This is a genomic window from Mycobacterium nebraskense, from assembly GCF_002102255.1.
GTDB lineage: Bacteria > Actinomycetota > Actinomycetes > Mycobacteriales > Mycobacteriaceae > Mycobacterium > Mycobacterium nebraskense.
The window spans coordinates 155,156-168,447 of sequence record NZ_LQPH01000066.1; the positions used below are offsets into that span (position 1 = coordinate 155,156).

A 13,292-nucleotide genomic window follows, 5' to 3' on the forward strand; every position below is an offset into this window, starting at 1 on the left:
TTGGGGAAGCGGAGCCGCCGCCGCGCGGGGGCTCCGCGCCGTGACCGACCAGACGGACGACGAACCCCAGCCCACTGAGACCCCAGCGGCCTCCGCTCCCAGCGCCGGCGGACGATTCGGGGCGAGGATCAGGAAGTCCGGCTACCTGCAGAGGTGGTTGCTGCTGGGCGTCACGATCGGCCTCGTCGCCGGCCTGGGAGCCGTCGTCTTCTATCTGGCGCTCAGGTACACCGGCGAGTTCCTGCTCGGCTATCTAGGCGGCTACCACATCCCGACGCCCGTGGGTGAGGGCGGCGCCCGCGGAGATTCCGGTTTTCGCCGCGCGTGGGCGATCCCGTTGGTGACGACGGGTGGAGCGTTGCTCTCGGCCTTCATCGTCGCCAAGCTCGCCCCGGAGGCCACCGGCCATGGCACCGACCAGGCCATCGAAGCCGTGCACGGCGATCCGCGCGCCATCCGCTTCCGGGCGGTGCTGGTCAAGATGGTGGCCAGCGCGCTGACGATCGGGTCGGGCGGTTCGGCCGGGCGGGAGGGCCCGACGGCGCAGATCTCGGCCGGCTTCTCCTCGTTGCTCGCGCGGCGGCTCCACCTGTCCGATGAGGACGGCCGGATCGCCGTGGCGCTGGGCATCGGGGCCGGCATCGGGGCGATCTTCGCCGCGCCGCTCGGTGGGGCGGTGCTGGCCGCGTCGATCACCTACCGCGACGATTTCGACTATCGCTGCCTGTTGCCCGGATTCATCACCTCTGGCACGGCCTACGCGGTACTCGGCGCGTTCCTGGGTTTCGATCCGCTGTTCGGGTACATCGACGCCGAGTACCGCTTCGAGAGGGCATGGCCGCTGCTGTGGTTCGTGGTCATCGGCCTGGCCGCTTTCGCGGTCGGCTATCTGTACGCCCGCACCTTCCACGCCGCGGTGCGGCTCACCCGCCGGCTGCCGGGCGGCCCGGTGCTCAAGCCGGCGATCGGCGGACTCCTGGTCGGACTGCTGGGGCTGCTGATTCCCCAAATCCTCAGCAGCGGCTACGGCTGGGCGCAGCTGGCGGCCGACCGCGGTTCGCTGCTGGGCATCCCGTTGTGGGTCGTCGTCGTGCTGCCGATCGCCAAGATCGTCGCCACGTCGCTGTCGATCGGCACCGGCGGGTCCGGCGGCCTCTTCGGGCCGGGGATCGTGATCGGCGCCTTCGTCGGGGCAGCGGTCTGGCGGCTGGGCGAGCTGTCCGGTCTGCCCGGCGTGCCGCACGATCCCGGAATCTTCGTCGTGGTCGGAATGATGACGTGCTTCGGCAGCGTCGCGCGGGCGCCACTCGCGATCATGATCATGGTCGCCGAGATGACCGGTTCGTTCTCGGTCGTGCCCGGCGCGATCCTTTCCGCCGGCATCGCGGCGTTGCTGATGTCACGCACCAACGTCACCATCTACGAGTCACAGCGCCTGAACCGCGAGACCGCCGCGGCCGAGCGCGAACGCCGCGTCAAGGACGACCACTAGGAACTGCGCGCGCTATTGGCGGCGTCCTTCTCGGTGGACGAGCCCTCGTGGGTCAGCTTCCCGCCCGCGCTCTCCAGGTGCGCGCGGACGAACCACTGGAACTTCTCCAGGTTCCCAGCCTGATCGATCAACAGGTCCTGGGTGACCGGGTCGAGCTCCTCGGTCTCCTCGATGTACTTGCGGGTGTCCTCGATGACCCCGGTGTAGACGAGGTCGAGCGCGGCCAGGTGAGCCTGGACGCAATCGCGGCCGACTGAATAGTCGTCCCAGGTACGGTCTTTGATGATCGCTCCCGGCGTACCCTGCGGCGACCCGCCGAGGGCCGCGATGCGCTCGGCGACGTCATCGGCGAAACCGCGCACCGCCTCGACCTGCGGGTCAATCATCTCATGCACGCCAATAAAGTTGGGCCCCACCACATTCCAGTGAACGTGTTTGAGCGTCAGGTGAAGGTCGTTGTAGGTGCTCAGTTGTTTTTGCAGCAGTTCGGTCAGCCGCACTCCCTGTTTGTCGGTGAGCCCCGGGATGGTGAACTGTGTCATCGATTTCCTCCGTTTCGCACGCGTCACGTCTCCGGAGTGGGTTACCCGATGGCCGGTGCCGAAAACCCGGCCCCGGCGAGGCCATGACCACGTTTAGAGCTCGCCGATGTGCTGCACCGGTAGCCGGGCGCCCCGCCGGGGTTCGTATGCCAGCCCGCTGACCTCGAGCAACCGAACCACTCGGTGGCGATGTGGTCGCATCGGCTCGAGCAGCTCAAGCATGCCCGCGTCGTCGACCGGGGCGCCGATCAGCGTCCAGCCGATCATCTTGGGGATGTGGTAGTCGCCCACCGACAGGGCGTCGGCGTCCCCGAACGCCCGTTGCGCGGTTTCGGCGGCGGTCCATTCCCCCACCCCCGGCAACGACATCAACGCCTCGCGGGCCTGCGCGGCCGGACGGGATGCCAGCCGTTCCAGCGATGAGGCCCGTCGGGCGCACGTCACCAGGGTCTGCGCGCGCCTCGGGTCGACATTTGCGCGATGGAACTCCCACGACGGGATGTGCCGCCACACTTCGGCCGATGGCGGCACCCGCATCCTCACCGGCGCCGGTCCCGGCGCCGGTGAGCCGTACTTGGACACCAGCAGCCGCCACGACCGAAACGCGTCGGCACCGGGCACCCGCTGCTCGATGATCGCCGGGATGAGAGCCTCCAGCACAAGCCCGGTACGGCCCAGACGCAAGTGCGGCACCCGCCGGTGCGCGGCGGCAACGGTCGGGTCCCGGGGCACGAAATCCGAAGCGTCGTCGTCGAAGCCCAGCATCGCGGGCAGCCGTTCGACGAACTCCGGCGCCCCGCTACCCCATGCCACGCAATGGGCGGCGTTGGCGGCCGCCCGGCTGATCCGGGCGGCGACGGGTCCAGTAGGCAACAGGCTGGTCCGCCAGATCGTGCCGTCACCGGCCGCCCGGAAACAAGGATCCCCGAGACCACGGCGAAGCGGTGCCAACGTGTGCCCGAAGCTGACCGCCCCGGGGAACGTGACAGTGCGCGCGCTCTCCACCGAACAACTCTCCGATTGACCGTTAACGATGTGCCAAGTCAGTATTGCGATGTGATGACGCCGTTCGATGACCCGCAGGGCGAACTGGCTTGGATGTTCCTCCAGAGTACGAGCGAGGGGGGCGACCTCGACGAGGGCTTCGCGCTGCTCAGCGACGACTTCACCTACTGGACGCTCTTCACGCGCGCCTCCTGCGACAAGGAAACCTTTCGGCGGGCGGTCGAGCGACGCAAGCAAGAACTCGAGCTGACCATCGACCTGGTGCGCTGTGTCAACGAGGGGGAGACCGTGGTGGTCGAGGCGCAGGCCAGCGGCACCACCGTCGGCGGCGTCGAATACGACAGTCCGTTCGTCTGCATCTTCGACACCCGCGACGGGTTGATCGTCTCGATGCGGCTATATAGCGACACCCGGGCACACGAGGCCGCGCTCCCGGGGTGGATTTTCTAGGAACCCGAGACGCTGATTTCGGCCTTGTTCGGGTAGAAGGCGACATGCCCGGCGATCGCCGCAACCGCCGGATAGGGCTGCTCGTAGGTCCAGATCACGTCCTCGACGGTGTCACCCGCCGGGCTGGTCACGCTGTAATAGCTGGCCTCCCCCTTGAAGGGGCAGTACGTGCTGGTGTCCGTGCGGGTCAGCCGGTCTTGCACCACGTCGCTCATCGGAATGTATTGCACCGCAGGCAAAGTGGCTTCGCGCAATTCAAGGGCGGCGGTCGTGTCGGCGACCAGCTCGCCGTTGACGCGGACCTGTACCCGCCCCTTCGTCGGCTCGATGGTGATCGGGTGGCCCGCGCTGGGTTCTTTGATTTCGGGGTGGCTCATGGTCTCCTCCTAGACGCCGATAGAGAGTTCAACACGAGCGAGGGCCCGACACTTCCCGATCAGGGTGGCCCGAACGCGTAGCGGTGATACTGCGCCATCGTCCGTAACGTCGGCACCTTCGCCATCACCTTGCCCACCCGACGCGCGAGTGGCGAGACCAGGTCGAAGGTGTCGCTGTCGAAGACCGACTCCCACGCCAGCAGGCGCACCCCGGGAACGGCGTCGACGATGTCGCCGGGCCCGTCGATCCCCCAGTGCAGTTTCGACCCCGAGCGACGGACCACCGCGTTGATCACCTGCGTGCGAATCCCGAAGGTATTGAAGGCGTCGAACTGCAGTTCGCCCGACGGGAATCGATCGACGACGCGGCGAAGCAACGCCAGCCCGTCGTCCTTCGTCAGGTACATGGTCAGGCCCTCGGCAATGAACAGAGTCGGCCGGTCGGCCGGTATCTCGGCCAGCCAGGACGGATCGGTCACCGAGGCGGGCAGCATGCGATAGCCCGGTCGGCCGGGGTACAGCCGTTCGCGCAGGCCGATGACTTCCGGATAGTCGACGTCGTACCACCGCACCCCGGGCGGTGGATCCAGGCGGTACACCCGGGCATCCAGACCACAGCCCGCATGCAGCACGACCGCCTCGGGATGCACGGCCAGGAACTGTCGAGCCCAGTTGTCGAAGTGTTTACTGCGAACAGCGACCGACGGCGCCCGCCGCGCATCGATGGTCGTTGTCTCCCAGTCGTACTCGATGCGCGCCACGGCGGCCTTCGCGTAGTGGTCGCCGAGGATCGACGGGGAAGCGTCTGCGTCCAATGCTTTGGCGTACAGCGTCGCCAGCATCGTCTGCGGCGGCCCCTGGAGATCGACGCGTATCCGGTCCACGGGCCGGGCCTATTCGGATTGCGCGGCCGGACTGGCCTTTCGCGGGGTCCGCATGGCGGCCCAGAAGCGGGCCGCTTCGCGAATCGATTCCTCGACCGGGCGCGGCTGCCAGCCCAATTCCCGCTTTGCCTTGCTGCTGTCCACGTCGGCTTCGGCGCGCATCATGCGCACCGACGCGAGGCTGAGTTCGGAGTCCTTGCCGGTGAGCCGGGCCTTCAGACTGCCCAGCGCGGAAAGGGCGTAGAGCATCGGCACCGAAATCGAGCGTTGCGGCGGCGGAACTCCGGCCTCGTCGGCCGCGATGCGTACGACGTCGTTCAACGCGATCATCCGCTCGGAGACCAGGTAGCGCTCGCCGACGCGCCCGCGTTCGGCCGCCAGGATCATGGCCCGGGCGGCGTCGTCGACGCCGACCACTTCCAGCTGGATGCCGTTCATTCCGAAGGGCAGCTTGCCGAAGACCGCGCCGGCGATGAAGGCACCGTGCGGCGTGCCGGCCCAGTCGCCGCTGCCGTAGGTCGTCGACACGCACATCGCGATGGCGGGCAACCCGGCCTCGGCCACGTACCGCATCACCAGGTTTTCGGCCTGCACCCGGGACTGCACGTAGGGAGTCAGTCCCCGCGGGTTGATCACGTCTTCCTCGGTCGCCACGTGCCCATGTCGCCGGCCCACCGTCGCGTAGGTGCTGGTGAAGATGAACCTGCGCAGGTCGGGTTGGTTGACGGCGACATCGAGAACGTTGCGCAGCCCTTCGACGTTGGTGCGAAACAGCGGCGACGGGTCGCGCAACCATGCGCGGGTGTCAACGACGCAGTAATAGACGTCGTCGACACCGTCCATCGCCTCGCGCAACGTGGCGTCGTCGAAAACGTCCCCGTGAAACCGGGTCAGCTCGAGGTCGTCGATGGAGCGGGTGTTGGCATTCGGGCGCACCATTGCCCGCACCTGGAAACCGTCGGCCACGAGTTGGCGGGTGACGTGCGAACCCAGAAAACCGTTGGCGCCGATGACCAATTTGGGTTTGGTGCTCACTGAGATCCTCCGTTTTCCTGCATCCACCGCGCGGCGTCTTCGTCGAGCGTGCCCAGCGCCTGGGCCTTGCGGCACCACTTCATCCCGGCCCGCAGGAAACGCAGCGGGTTATAGATGTCTTCCTGACGGCGCCACAGACCATCCCCCGCATACGTGACGATCGAGATGTTGGTCGCGCTGATGACGCTCCCGTCACCCGGGTCGCGCATGGGATTGTCCAGTTCGCAGATGATGCGCCCGGTGGACTCGTCGATGACCGACCACAGCGAGGGGAAAGACACCATGTGGCTGCCGGGGTAGGTCGTCATCGTGCGCTTGATCCACTCGCGGACCTCGTCGCGGCCCCGCATGGTACCTGCGGCATGCTCGATGTACTCGACGTCGGGCGTGTACTGCTCGACCCAGGCATCCCAGTCGCGCGTTTCGGCGGCCCGGGCCACCGTCTGCTCGAACTTCTCGAAGGCGGTGGACAGTTCGCTGCGGGAGAACTCTTGCGTTGTCATGTTGCGGCACTTCCCGAAATCGTCGCGACACTGCGGCTCACCGGCGGAGTGTAGCCTGGGCGGCACCGTGCCCGGTTAGGAGGACGAGCGATGGCAACCCAAAAAGCGATACTTGCCGGCGGCTGTTTCTGGGGGATGCAAGAACTCATCCGCAAGCAGCCGGGGGTGGTTTCGACTCGCGTCGGTTACACCGGCGGCGACGTGCCGAATGCGACCTACCGCAATCACGGCACGCACGCCGAGGCCATCGAGATCGTCTACGACCCAGCGGTCACCGACTATCGCACCATGCTGGAGTTCTTCTTCCAGATCCACGATCCGACAACGAAGGACCGCCAGGGCAACGACCGCGGCCCCAGTTACCGGTCGGCCATTTTCTACCTCGACGAGGAGCAGAAGCGAATCGCCCTGGACACCATCGCCGACGTCGAAGCGTCCGGGTTATGGCCCGGCAAGGTCGTGACCGAGGTCAGTCCCGCCGGAGATTTCTGGGAGGCCGAGCCCGAGCACCAGGACTACCTGCAGCACTACCCGAACGGGTACACCTGCCACTACATCCGTCCGGGCTGGAAACTGCCGCGCCGGGCCACCGCCGACCAGTAGGCTGCCCCGGCTCAGCGCCGGTGCACCACGACCCGGCCGCCATCTTTCGGCGTGTAGGCAACGCCCCGGCCGTGCCACCGCTCCCCCGGTGCCGTCGTGGTCTCGATGGTGAAGTGGCGCAACACGGTTCGCAGCACGACGTCCATCTCCATGTTCGCGAAGGCCGCCCCCACACAGCGACGGGTGCCCCCGCCGAACGGGATCCACGCGAAGGCCGACGGCTTGGTTCCGACATACCGTTGCGGGTCGAAACGCTCCGGATTCGGGAAGACGTCGGGGTTTTCGTGGATCTGCGCGATGCTCACCAGGATTGATTCGCCGCGGGGAATGACCCACTCCCCGAGTTGATAGCGCGCCGGATAGACGCGCCGGGCGGCGAAATCGATGACGGTCCGGGCCCGCTGGACTTCCAGGATGGTCGCCTGACGCAGCTCCTGACCGGCATCCTGACCGGCATCCTGACCGGCATCCTGACCGGCATTGTCGGCCTCCTCGACCAGAGCCGCCAGCACATCCGGGTGCCGCGTCAGCCGCTCGAACGCCCAGGCCAGCGTGGAGGCCGTTGTCTCGTGGCCGGCGGCCAGCAACGTGAGCAATTCGTCGCCGATGTCCTTGCGCGACATGGCCGAACCGTCGTCGTAGGTGCTGCGCAGCATCAGTGCGAGCACGTCGCTGCGCTCGTCGAAGTTCGGATCGGCCCGCTCGATTTCGATCAGCCTGTCGATGACGGTGTCGTACTGGCGGCGCCACTCGTCCAGCCGCCCCCATGGGGTGTAGCGCCCGTAAGTACGTCGCGGTTTGGGCATCGTCGCCATTCGCGAGCCCAGCGTGACCCACGGCGGAATGAGCCGGCGCAGCTCGTCGAGTTCGGCGCCTTCGGCACCGAAGACGGCGCGCAGGATGGCGTTGAGCGTGATACGCATCATCGACGGCAACGTCGCGAAGGCCTCGCCCTCCGGCCAGCCGGCGGTCTCCCGCAGGGTCTCTTCCTCGATGATCGCCTCGTATTTCTTCATGCTCTTGCCGTGGAACGGCGGCGCCAACAACCGCCGCCGCCGGCGGTGGTCCTCCCCGTCGAGCGCGAACACAGAGCCGGAGCCGAACAGCCGGCTCAGGTTGGGCTGGATGTTGCCGAGCTCGTCAGGGCTGGTGGTGAAGATCTGCTTGGCCAGTTGCGGGTCGCCGACCACCACGACCCGGCCGTACATGGGCAGGTTCAGCGTGAAGACGTCGCCGTGCCGGCGGGCCAGCCGCTGAATCATCCCCCGCCGCGATACCGCAAAACCTAAACCCTGCAACACCTTCGGAAGCCTTGTCGCGGGGGGCAACCTGACGGCGGCGGTTGCCGGTGGGGCGGTGACTACTTCACTCATGGCGGGCTGCTCCCCATATCTGGCCCCGAATACCGGGGTGGTACCGCGGTGTACCAGAACCTTCCGGAGTTACGGTACTCTGTAGTACCAGGCCTGACAAGGGTGCCGTACCTACCGAAAGGGGGCGCCGGCCGTGACCTCAGCGGCGACAGTAACGCCTGACGAAGCGGTTCTCGGCGACCCGTTCCGGCTCAGGCTGCTCGACGGCCTCGCCACCTCGATCGCCGAGCACGGCTACCGCGCCAGCACCGTCGCCGATGTCGTCCGTCACGCTCGGACGTCCAAGCGCACCTTCTACGACCAGTTCGCGAGCAAGGAAGAGTGCTTCCTGGAGCTACTGGGGTCCGACATCGAACAGCTCGGCGAGTGCATCACGGCGGCGGTCAATCCCGAGGCCGATTGGCATCAGCAGATTCGTCAGGCCGTCGAGGCGTATGTCAGCTACATCGAGTCCCGCCCGGCCATCACGCTCAGCTGGATTCGGGAACTTCCGTCGCTCGGCGCCGCCGCCCGCCAGGTGCAGCGCCGCGGGCTGCAGCTGCTGTCCAGCCTGCTGATCGACCTGAGCGCCAGCCCCGGATTCCGGCGGGCCGAGCTGCCTCCGCTAACCGCCCCGCTGGCCGTCATCTTGCTTGGCGGTTTGCGCGAACTCACGGCCCTCGCCGTCGAAGACGGAAAACCGGTGCGGGGAATCGTCGAGCCGGCTGTCGACGCCTCCATAGCCCTGCTCGGCCCGCGACACTAGGCTCGGTCGCAGACCCCCAACCAGACGGAGGACCTTGCGATGCGGCTGTCGACCCGAAACCAACTCAAAGGGACCATTACCGAGGTCGACCTCGGCAGCGTCATGGCGATCGTGAAGGTCAAGCTCGACGGCGGCGATCAAGTCGTCACGTCCTCTGTAACGAAGGACGCCGCAACCGATCTCGGGCTCAAGGTCGGGCAGCCCGCGACCGTGTTCATCAAGTCCACGGAAGTCACCATCGGCGTCGACTAGTTCATGGCGATGACGATGCGCGCCGAACCCATCCGCATCCTCGTCCGGCCCTGACGGCACCGGACTCCCGCGACACATGACCAGTTGCGATGACACGCCGGAATGGCGTGCAACGGTTTATGTTTCGCCGTGCAGGAAGGCCCGGACCCGATCCAGCACCAGCTCCGGACGCTGGTCGACGATCCAGTGGCCGACGCCGTCGACCAGCTCCACCTTGAAATCGCTGATGTGGTCGGCATATCCGTCGGTCAGATCGGGCGTGATCACCGGGTCTTCGGTGCCGGTCAGCCAGCGGACGGGTACCTCGACGCGGGCGTCGTCGTACTCGCCGCGCATCCAGCGCATCATCTCTTTGGTCTGGAAGCTGCGATACCACCGGGAACCGGCTTCCGCATGGCCGGGCTGGCGCATGCATTCGAGGTACATGGCAACGTCCTCGTCGGGCAGCGTGAAGCCGGCGCCGACCCACGAACCCAACAGGCGGACGAACCGTGAGTTGGGATCACTGATCACCCGCGGACCGATGACCGGCAACGAAATCGGGATCTGATACCAGAACCGCCAGATATTGCGGACTGTCGACAGACCCCGCTTCACCCACGGTGCCACCGTGTTCACCCCGAAGAACCCGTTCACTTTCTCCGGGTGGCGCAGCATCATGATGAACGCGACCGGTCCGCCCCAGTCGTGGGCAACGAGCTTGACCGTCTTCACATTCAAGTGATCCAGGACGGCGGCCAGATCATCGGCCATCTCGGCCTTGGTGTAACTCGAGCGGGGCGCCGAACTCCAGCCGGCGCCGCGCAAGTCGGGGCACAGGACCCGGTAGCCGTCGGCGGCCAACGGGCCGATCAGCTCGCGCCATTCCCACCAGTTCTGGGGGAAACCGTGCACCAGCATCACCGCCGACCCGTCGGCCGGACCCGCTTCCGCGACATGAATCGTCACACCGCTTCCCAAATCCACATACCTGTGTTCGACACCGTCCAGCGCGGGCATAGTGACCATGCTTTGAGAAGGTAGCGGGCTGCCGCGGGTTAGGCCAGAAAGCGCTTGACATACGGCGCGAAGCGGCGACGCAGATCGGCCTCTGCCAACCCGAACATCTCGCACGACGTCGCAACGTTCCCCAGCCGGCCACGACGGTGGACCGCCAGGTAGTCGGCGATCGCGGTTCGGGCTTCGTCGGTGAACGGCTCGCCGGCCAGGGCATACACCCGCTCGGCGACGCCGATTTCGTTGGACATGAAGTCGTCGAAACGGATGTCGATCGAGCGTTCCGGACCGATGGTTTCCCGGTCGCGGACGAGTGCGGAAAGCATGTCTTCCAGGCGGTCGATCCACGACGCCGCAATCTCCGGCACCGGCACCGGCGACCGGTGCATGCGCGCGGAGTACGTGATCATCGCGATCATCGACAACGCGACCGGCACGGGGTCGCGGTGCGTGAAAACGACGATGCTGCCGGGGAATACCCGATCGAGCACCGGAACCTGCTCAAGGTGTTGCGGCGACTTGAGCAGCCAGCGCCGCCCGCCCCGCAAGAACTGCATGGCCTTGAGTTGCCGGGCGAGGTACTCGTAGTGCGGCGTCTGGTCGTGGGCCTGGTAGTAGGCACGCCAGCGGGGCACGTCGGCCAGCGTCTCGAAGAGCATGGTCGAGAAGTCGTTGGCGAGCAGCTGGATCTCTTCGTGGACGTGCTCGGTGGTCATCTCGTGCATCAGCGGGAAATGGGGCATCACGGTGTTGATCAAGCCGACCGCGACGTCCATCCGCGCCCGCCGCGGATCCGGCTCGACGCCGGCCTCGGCCGGCAGCGGGAAAGGTTCGACGCTTTCCCAGTACGGCATGGTGCGAAAGGTGGGCGGCGCCGCCAGCAGGTTGTGCAGGTGGGTGGTGCCGGTGCGGGGCAGCCCGGCGATCACCACCGGCGGTTGCAGCTCGATGTCGTCGATCTCGGGATGCCGCCGCAACAGGTCGGTCAGCAACAGCCGGTTCTTGAGCAACTGCAGCAGCTGTCCGTAGAAGTTCACAACTCCGGCCCCGTGCAGCCCGTCGATGTCGCGCAACGCCGCGAGGTAGACCTCGAGCCGCTCGCGATAGTCGCTCGCGCCGAAGTCGTCCAGGCCGGTGTCCGCGGCGGCGCGCACGTGCAGCGCGTCGGCGTCCAACGGACAGTCCGGCGCGAGCGTGGCCATCATGTCGAGGAGTTGCTGGGCCTCGGGGCTGAAGCGCGGAGAGGCTAGGTCGTCAAGGCGAACGGCGTCGGTCACGGCGACTTATGTTACTCTCAGTTTCGTAATGGTAGTGGATTTTGGCCGACCTCGTGACCCACGCATCGACGGCGCGGTGCTGAACGCAACCGTCGAACTGCTGGCCGAAACCGGCTATGCCGGGCTGTTGGTCTCCGCGATCGCCGAACGCGCCGGCACCAGCAAGCCCGCGATCTACCGGCGCTGGCCGAGCAAAGCGCACCTCGTTCACGAGGCGGTGTTCCCCATCGGCGCCGCGACCGAGCTGCCCGATACCGGGTCATTGCCCGACGACCTACGCGAAATGGTCCGTCGCTCAATGGCTTTCCTGACGACACCGGCCGCTAGGGCGGCCTTGCCCGGGCTGGTTGGCGAGATGGCCGCGGACCCGACCCTGCACTCGGCGCTGTTGGAGCGGTTCGCCGGCGTCATCGGCGGCGGCCTCGCCGAGTTGCTCGAGCGCGCCGCGGGACGCGGCGAGGTCCGGCCCGACGTGACCGCCACCGAACTAACGGATGCCATCGCCGGCATCACACTGATGGGCTTGCTCACCCGCGCCCCCGAACTCGACTCGGGGCTTGGGGAAGCCTGGGTCGATCGCACAACCACGTTGCTCCTGAAGGGAATCAGCGCATGACGCACGAAACGACGGCCGCATGGCAGGAGCTGCTCGGCACGCTGGGCACCCTGGACCGCTCCTTCCTGGAGGGCGACCGGGCGGTGACCGACGACCGCCACATCGCGGACGGCTACCGCATGCTCGCCAGCACGCTCGGCGTGGCCTTCGACACCTACCTCTTCGTCGAGCCCGGCCGGCCCCAGTTCGTCGCGGTGAACACGCCGTTCCGCCGCGACCGTCGCTGGGGCGGCGACAACACCGATGCCTATTACTTCATGTGTCCGGTCGATCCGAAGCGCCGCTACCGCATCAGCGGCAATAAAGGTGACAGCGTGTACTTTTCGGTGACCGCCTACAACGAGCCGTCACCGGGCGCGTGGTCCGACCGGGTCGTCGCGATCGTCCGCGACAGCGACCTCGACGTCGACGCGGACGGCAACTTCGCCTTCGAACTCGGCCCCACGCCCGACGCCGCCGTGCTGATGACCCGCGACTACCAGGCCGACCCGCTGACGGGCCGCCCCGTCACCTGGCGGATCGAGGCGCTCGACGAGCCGGACCCGATACGGCACGGCGACGCCGAGACGGCCGCGAGCCTGCGCGCGGTCGCGACCTGGCTGCGCACCATGTTCGCCATCGTGCCGCTGGCCGTCGGGACGCGCGTGGACGACGGGCATGCGCTCGGGCACGAAACCGCGCACGCCGCAAACGCATTCGCCGATCCTTATCAGGTCCCCGATGCCAACTTCGGTTGGTCGGCGCGCGACGCCTGCTACTCCTACGGCAGCTTCGTGCTCGACGACGACGAAGCGCTGGTCATCACGCACCGGCCTCCCCCATGCCGGTTCTGGAACCTGGTGGTGTGGAACCAATTCATGGCCACCTTCGGCGCCTCCGAGGGCCCCGACGCCCGCTGCTCGATCAACGGCCACAGCGCCGCACTCAACAGCGACGGCTCCGTGACGATCGTCTTGTCCCGCGGAATGACCGCCCACCCGAATTCGCTGACCACGCTGGACTATCCGCGCGGCAACCTCGCCTTCCGGTGGTTCCTGGCCGACGGGTTGCCGGCGCGGCCGGAGGTGGAACTGGTGAAGGCGGCCGACGCCCCGACCGCGGTGAGCTAACGCCCCGACCGCCGAGTGTGTGGCCCACGTACG

Annotated in this window: 16 protein-coding genes; 7 read left to right on the plus strand and 9 right to left on the minus strand. The window is 67.1% G+C overall.

Features of this window, described 5'->3' with window-relative positions:
- Nucleotides 1-40 precede the first annotated feature (40 nt).
- The gene (locus AWC17_RS07100) at nt 41-1,492 is read left to right on the plus strand and encodes a chloride channel protein (protein ID WP_046184547.1); all 1,452 of its coding nucleotides are present in this window, start codon (nt 41-43) and stop codon (nt 1,490-1,492) included.
- Here the strand turns inward: AWC17_RS07100 and AWC17_RS07105 are convergent.
- Nucleotides 1,489-2,034: a Dps family protein gene (locus AWC17_RS07105; RefSeq protein ID WP_046184559.1), complete on the minus strand. Its 546-nt coding sequence runs from the start codon at nt 2,032-2,034 to the stop codon at nt 1,489-1,491. The genes AWC17_RS07100 and AWC17_RS07105 overlap by 4 nt on opposite strands.
- Before the next feature lie 93 nt (nt 2,035-2,127).
- Nucleotides 2,128-3,039, minus strand: coding sequence for a DNA-3-methyladenine glycosylase family protein (locus AWC17_RS07110; protein ID WP_047322389.1), 912 nt, complete (start codon nt 3,037-3,039; stop codon nt 2,128-2,130).
- Between the two features lie 51 nt (nt 3,040-3,090).
- Between AWC17_RS07110 and AWC17_RS07115 the strand changes: the two genes are divergently transcribed.
- Nucleotides 3,091-3,489 carry a nuclear transport factor 2 family protein gene (locus AWC17_RS07115; RefSeq protein WP_046185491.1) on the plus strand — a complete coding sequence of 133 codons (399 nt, stop codon included), beginning with the start codon at nt 3,091-3,093 and terminating at the stop codon, nt 3,487-3,489.
- Here AWC17_RS07115 and AWC17_RS07120 read toward each other — a convergent pair.
- Genes AWC17_RS07120 through AWC17_RS07135 form a run of 4 tightly spaced genes read right to left on the minus strand, consistent with a single transcriptional unit; the run spans nt 3,486 to nt 6,288 of the window.
- The gene (locus AWC17_RS07120) at nt 3,486-3,866 is read right to left on the minus strand and encodes a DUF427 domain-containing protein (RefSeq protein ID WP_046185492.1); all 381 of its coding nucleotides are present in this window, start codon (nt 3,864-3,866) and stop codon (nt 3,486-3,488) included. The genes AWC17_RS07115 and AWC17_RS07120 overlap by 4 nt on opposite strands.
- Nucleotides 3,867-3,925: 59 nt before the next feature.
- Complete coding sequence (locus tag AWC17_RS07125; protein ID WP_046185501.1) at nt 3,926-4,741, minus strand: class I SAM-dependent methyltransferase; 816 nt, start codon at nt 4,739-4,741, stop codon at nt 3,926-3,928.
- 18 nt (nt 4,742-4,759) lie between these two features.
- Entirely contained in the window at nt 4,760-5,785 is a 1,026-nt protein-coding gene (locus tag AWC17_RS07130; protein ID WP_046185493.1) for an NAD-dependent epimerase/dehydratase family protein, read from the minus strand.
- Complete coding sequence (locus AWC17_RS07135) at nt 5,782-6,288, minus strand: nuclear transport factor 2 family protein (protein WP_046185494.1); 507 nt, start codon at nt 6,286-6,288, stop codon at nt 5,782-5,784. Before AWC17_RS07135 ends, AWC17_RS07130 begins: the two co-directional genes overlap by 4 nt.
- A gap of 90 nt (nt 6,289-6,378) precedes the next feature.
- On the opposite strand from AWC17_RS07135, the gene msrA reads away from it, so the two are divergent.
- Nucleotides 6,379-6,891 (plus strand): peptide-methionine (S)-S-oxide reductase MsrA, encoded by a 513-nt coding sequence (msrA, locus tag AWC17_RS07140; RefSeq protein WP_046185495.1) that lies wholly within the window; start codon nt 6,379-6,381, stop codon nt 6,889-6,891.
- Nucleotides 6,892-6,902: 11 nt separating this feature from the next.
- Here the strand turns inward: msrA and AWC17_RS07145 are convergent, their stop codons facing one another.
- Nucleotides 6,903-8,264, minus strand: coding sequence for a cytochrome P450 (locus AWC17_RS07145; protein WP_046185496.1), 1,362 nt, complete (start codon nt 8,262-8,264; stop codon nt 6,903-6,905).
- Between the two features lie 133 nt (nt 8,265-8,397).
- On the opposite strand from AWC17_RS07145, the gene AWC17_RS07150 reads away from it, so the two are divergent.
- Nucleotides 8,398-9,009, plus strand: a complete 612-nt coding sequence (locus AWC17_RS07150) for a TetR/AcrR family transcriptional regulator (protein WP_046185497.1) — start codon at nt 8,398-8,400, stop codon at nt 9,007-9,009.
- A gap of 39 nt (nt 9,010-9,048) precedes the next feature.
- A complete protein-coding gene (locus AWC17_RS07155; RefSeq protein ID WP_007167199.1) occupies nt 9,049-9,261 on the plus strand; it encodes a TOBE domain-containing protein in 213 nt (70 codons plus the stop codon).
- A 117-nt stretch (nt 9,262-9,378) separates the two neighbouring features.
- Here the strand turns inward: AWC17_RS07155 and AWC17_RS07160 are convergent, their stop codons facing one another.
- Complete coding sequence (locus AWC17_RS07160) at nt 9,379-10,269, minus strand: alpha/beta fold hydrolase (RefSeq protein WP_046185498.1); 891 nt, start codon at nt 10,267-10,269, stop codon at nt 9,379-9,381.
- A 29-nt stretch (nt 10,270-10,298) separates the two neighbouring features.
- On the minus strand, nt 10,299-11,534 hold the full coding sequence (locus tag AWC17_RS07165) for a sulfotransferase family protein (RefSeq protein WP_046185499.1): 1,236 nt from the start codon (nt 11,532-11,534) through the stop codon (nt 10,299-10,301).
- Nucleotides 11,535-11,562: 28 nt separating this feature from the next.
- Between AWC17_RS07165 and AWC17_RS07170 the strand changes: the two genes are divergently transcribed.
- Both AWC17_RS07170 and AWC17_RS07175 read left to right on the plus strand, forming a co-directional pair.
- Nucleotides 11,563-12,150: a TetR/AcrR family transcriptional regulator gene (locus AWC17_RS07170; RefSeq protein WP_047322395.1), complete on the plus strand. Its 588-nt coding sequence runs from the start codon at nt 11,563-11,565 to the stop codon at nt 12,148-12,150.
- Entirely contained in the window at nt 12,147-13,259 is a 1,113-nt protein-coding gene (locus tag AWC17_RS07175; protein WP_046185853.1) for a DUF1214 domain-containing protein, read from the plus strand. The genes AWC17_RS07170 and AWC17_RS07175 overlap by 4 nt, the downstream gene beginning before the upstream one ends.
- Nucleotides 13,260-13,292: the final 33 nt, after the last annotated feature.

What these genes read in the sequence shown, in the direction of transcription:
- AWC17_RS07175 (WP_046185853.1), top strand. Translation starts at nt 12,147, where the DNA reads ATGACGCACGAAACGACGGCCGCATGGCAGGAGCTGCTCGGCACGCTG.
- AWC17_RS07170 (WP_047322395.1), top strand. Translation starts at nt 11,563, where the DNA reads ATGGTAGTGGATTTTGGCCGACCTCGTGACCCACGCATCGACGGCGCG.
- AWC17_RS07135 (WP_046185494.1), bottom strand. Translation starts at nt 6,288, where the DNA reads ATGACAACGCAAGAGTTCTCCCGCAGCGAACTGTCCACCGCCTTCGAG.
- AWC17_RS07105 (WP_046184559.1), bottom strand. Translation starts at nt 2,034, where the DNA reads ATGACACAGTTCACCATCCCGGGGCTCACCGACAAACAGGGAGTGCGG.
- AWC17_RS07160 (WP_046185498.1), bottom strand. Translation starts at nt 10,269, where the DNA reads ATGGTCACTATGCCCGCGCTGGACGGTGTCGAACACAGGTATGTGGAT.
- AWC17_RS07120 (WP_046185492.1), bottom strand. Translation starts at nt 3,866, where the DNA reads ATGAGCCACCCCGAAATCAAAGAACCCAGCGCGGGCCACCCGATCACC.
- AWC17_RS07145 (WP_046185496.1), bottom strand. Translation starts at nt 8,264, where the DNA reads ATGAGTGAAGTAGTCACCGCCCCACCGGCAACCGCCGCCGTCAGGTTG.
- AWC17_RS07155 (WP_007167199.1), top strand. Translation starts at nt 9,049, where the DNA reads ATGCGGCTGTCGACCCGAAACCAACTCAAAGGGACCATTACCGAGGTC.
- msrA (WP_046185495.1), top strand. Translation starts at nt 6,379, where the DNA reads ATGGCAACCCAAAAAGCGATACTTGCCGGCGGCTGTTTCTGGGGGATG.